The organism is uncultured Cetobacterium sp. (genome assembly GCF_947039425.1).
In the GTDB taxonomy this organism is placed as follows: domain Bacteria; phylum Fusobacteriota; class Fusobacteriia; order Fusobacteriales; family Fusobacteriaceae; genus Cetobacterium_A.
Window position 1 is genome coordinate 1 of the sequence record NZ_CAMQYW010000186.1, and the last position, 3,972, is coordinate 3,972.

The following is a 3,972-nucleotide window of genomic DNA, read 5'->3' on the forward strand; positions in this document are numbered from 1 at the left end:
CATTGTTTTCAATTTTGTTAATAAAGAAAAAAAAGGTAAACCAAGCTTATTAGCTCGATTCACCTTTAGGTTTTATTTCATTAGGAAAGCATTTCTTTCTGCTACTATATCAGTTCTTCTTTTAAGTTGATACGAAGCATACAAATCTCCGTCTTCAGCTTTTATTATAAATCTAACAAATATAGCAACATCTAAATCTTTCTCCATAACTACATCATATACATTACCGTCAATTCCAGTTTCAGTAGGAGTTACATCTTCTGCAATCATTCTTAAGTATTTTATTGTAGTAGCTATTTTAGTTTTAGTAACCATTTTAACTGTACCATTTTGTTGGTAAGTCATTCTAGTTTCTTCAACACATTTACCTCTTTTGATTTCAGCTCTGAATATAAGCCAATCTTCTGAGAAATATTTATACATATAATCAGCTACACTTTGTTCATTAGTATCATCTAAGTCAAATACTCTATTCATATTTCTTGTTTCAAATTTTGGTTCAACCTTTGACTCGATAATGCTTTTAGGTTTATCTGACGTTTTAGTTACACTTTTAGGATTGTCTATTTTCTCAGCTTCCTTTAATACAAACTCTAATGCTTCGTCTGCAGAACTTTTAATTTCTTCTACAGTTTCTTCAACGACTTCTTTTTTCTTTAAGTTTTTAGATAAGTCTAATTTCCCTGTTGCTTTAACTTCTTCTATCATTTCTGGAGTTGGGTCATAAACACCATTCATTTCCAATACTGTCACTATCATTAATTCATCTGTGTAGTTTACTTCTATAACATTCATTTCATATTCTCCTTTGAGGGGATATTAATCCCTTTTTATTTTTTATTTTATTTTGTTTAAAAACATATCTAATGGTACTTGGCTATACGAACCTTTTTCTATTCCTACGAAGTTCATAGCTTGTGATATCTTACAATGGTCTAACATAAAAGATATTGATTGAGCCATATTAGCAAACCCATTCTTTCTATACATTTCTAGGAAAGTTCCATAATAGAAAAGGTTTTGTGGTTTTATCTTTAGAGAGTATACAGCTGAGTGGTAAGCATCTTCGTATATATCACAATATATTCCAACAGTATCTATAAGCATTACTTCTCCATTAACTTTCACTTCTAACTTAACTCTAATAGCTTCGTTATCAGAGAATTGAAATAAGAAATGTATTTTATCGAAGTCTTCTTCTAACACACCTTTAGATGAATATTCTCTTGGTGGAAGAACAACAATCTTATCTTCTATATCTCCATTTTCTTTAGTAGCTTTCATATTTATTATTGAAGTTGCACCTTTAACTCTTACAACTTCCTTATCTCCAGCCTGTATGAATATTTTATGAGCTACATAATTTGCTTTACATTCTTTAGATTTTTCATAAGTTAATTGAGATACATATTCATCATAAGCACCTTTAGATGCTAGACAGTTTCCTAAACCATTCATAGGTGTATTAGTTCCTGGTACAGTTATCTCTGCTGGTACAACTAACACTCTTTTGTGATTAGGTTTGTTATATTTAAAGTTCTTTACAAGTTGGTTAGCTGATATATCGAACTTAGCTTTCTTTCCAAAGAACGGTTTAGACTCTCCTATTTTAGAGTTAGGTAGTAATCTTCCACAACTAGCATTAACACCATTTTGTGATAATGAAGATACTCTAATTTGTTTAGCTACTTTTGGATTAGACTTAATTACTTGTAACCAATCCCAATCCTGTGTGTCACCCCATACTACATTAATAGGGAAACCGTCTTTATGTTGAGGGAAATCTACATATTCACAACTCCCAATCCAAGATAGAGCTTTTATAACTTTAGTATAATTTTCTTTAGCCTCTATTGTTTCCTCTATCTTCCACTGTTTCTCAGATAATATTTTAGTGAAAGATTTAATTTCTTTTCTTTGTACTGATTCTATATAAGACTCTAAAGCCTCTTGATTAGTAGAAATCCAAGCTAATTCACCTTCATCAGATAGACACACTCTACCGTCTATAACATAAGATAATTCAAATTTAGCATTAGCATAAACTCCAACATTGCTATCTTCTACAGGGAAGTATAACGGTTTAATCGAACCTGTTGCCAACTGAACTATAATAGCTTTAGCAATTGGTTGATTTTCAAAACTTACAAGTCTTGCTGTTATAAATCCTGCTGATGATAAATCCATTCTTGTCATTTTAGAAACTACATCAATATCATCTATTACTTCAGCAGTTGAAATAACAAATTTAGGCGATACTTGTTTTTGTGCTTTTCTAGTTACAAGTATTTCATGTGATATAGCTGATACAGGTCTATTGTTGAAGTATGTTGGCATACTTAAAGGTCCAAACACTGGTGAATCATCATTCTTTGGATTCATTTCTTTTCCAGCAAAATTTCCAGTTTTCTTTAATTCATTTATTCTATTTAGTAAATTGTTTTTCATTTTATTTCTCCTTGTGGGGACTCTTTCCCTTATTTTTATTTTTTTATTTTTTAAAGTGTTTATTATATTGTGTAGTTAAATCTAAGACTGAAGAAGTAGCTTTCCATTTCATCCTTATTATCAAAAGACTTTATTGTTTGAACAAAACCATTATCATTCTTAGTTACTTGTAATCTATAATCTTTATCATCATATTTACAGAAAAAGAACTCTAATCCCATACTTGTTTTTTCACTAGCATACATACCTATTGTGTCTATTTTATAATTAACTCTCATTTTGAAACCTCCTGTGAGGGGACTATTAATCCCCTTTTATTTTTGTTTTTTTTTATTTATATTATGAATTTATTATTGCTGTTAATTCTTCAAGTAGTCTTTCTGTTTCTCTATCAGAAGAACTTTTACTTGATTTAGGATTAGCATATATAGAAGGCTTAACTCCTTTATAGTTGTTAACTAATTCAAAAGCTTCTTTTTGAGATATATCCATTAATGTAGCTATTGTTCTAACAGCAACTATTTGATTTTCAGAAACCTTTTCAAATAGAAGAATTGTATCTTTAGTAAGTTGGTCAATCTTACCACTTCTAATATCTTCTAATATGTTCTTAGCTTGTACTGGCACTTGTGATAACCAAGACTTTTTATGTACTAAATCACAAGTAATATCTTCGTTGTTGGTAATCATATTAACCACAAGATTTCTTTCTACAGCTCCAAAACTACCTGTTACAGATTGAGTTATCTTCTTAGCCTTAGCTTGTTCAGAAGCCGTTTTATCTAATTTAGACATATCTGTTACACTGTAATCAGTTAAGTATTGGCAACTCATATCCATTAAGTTATCTAGTCTATCTTCGCTTATTGTGTAACCTACCGATGATCCAATGTTTATATCAGCAGATGTTAAGAACTCTTGTAAATCAGTTACATCTGAAAACTCTAATGTTTCTAAGAATTTACCCCATGATGTTGAATGAGCATCACCGTCACCGTCACCATAATAAGCTAACGATACTGCTGTACTTACCCTTATAGACATATCATCTGTATATCCAACAACTTTGAATTTCATTATTATAGTTGTAACTGGGTGTCTAGCATTAACAACAGTATCTCCAATCTCAGGATAGTTGAACTTTTCAGCACCTTTTAAACCTTTGGGATTAGGTATCATTATTTCATCATCAGCTAACGAACTATCGGGAATGAATAAGCTATATACACCATTATTTATTTGGCTATCTTTTGCATATCTATTGAAAGCTTTACTCCCATTTAACGATTCTCTAACAGACTTTTTAGCTTTGTTTACTGATTCTTCTAATCTAGATTTTTGATTAGCTATTTGTTGTTGAGTCTTCTCAAGTTTATCATCTTGATTAGCTGATTTTTCTTTAGACATTCTAGTTATAAGGAACTTTAATATTTCCATTGTAGTAACGGCCTCTATTAAGTTTGCTATTACGTTATCCCCTATAGATCGGAAGAGCGTCGTGTAGGGAAAGAGTGTACGTCCTGG

At 30.7% G+C, this 3,972-nt stretch carries 3 protein-coding genes; all 3 read right to left on the reverse strand.

Annotated features, from left to right (window positions below):
- Nucleotides 1-72: 72 nt before the first annotated feature.
- The 3 genes from Q0V09_RS08760 to Q0V09_RS08770 all read right to left on the reverse strand — a co-directional run bounded on the left by Q0V09_RS08760 (nt 73) and on the right by Q0V09_RS08770 (nt 2,726).
- Complete coding sequence (locus Q0V09_RS08760) at nt 73-795, reverse strand: hypothetical protein (protein ID WP_297488618.1); 723 nt, start codon at nt 793-795, stop codon at nt 73-75.
- A gap of 42 nt (nt 796-837) precedes the next feature.
- Nucleotides 838-2,448, reverse strand: a complete 1,611-nt coding sequence (locus Q0V09_RS08765) for a hypothetical protein (RefSeq protein WP_297488621.1) — start codon at nt 2,446-2,448, stop codon at nt 838-840.
- 62 nt (nt 2,449-2,510) lie between these two features.
- Nucleotides 2,511-2,726, reverse strand: a complete 216-nt coding sequence (locus Q0V09_RS08770) for a hypothetical protein (protein ID WP_297488624.1) — start codon at nt 2,724-2,726, stop codon at nt 2,511-2,513.
- Nucleotides 2,727-3,972 lie beyond the last annotated feature (1,246 nt).

Excerpts from the sequence above, each read along its gene's own strand:
- Q0V09_RS08770 (WP_297488624.1), bottom strand. The coding sequence starts at position 2,726 with ATGAGAGTTAATTATAAAATAGACACAATAGGTATGTATGCTAGTGAA.
- Q0V09_RS08760 (WP_297488618.1), bottom strand. The coding sequence starts at position 795 with ATGAATGTTATAGAAGTAAACTACACAGATGAATTAATGATAGTGACA.
- Q0V09_RS08765 (WP_297488621.1), bottom strand. The coding sequence starts at position 2,448 with ATGAAAAACAATTTACTAAATAGAATAAATGAATTAAAGAAAACTGGA.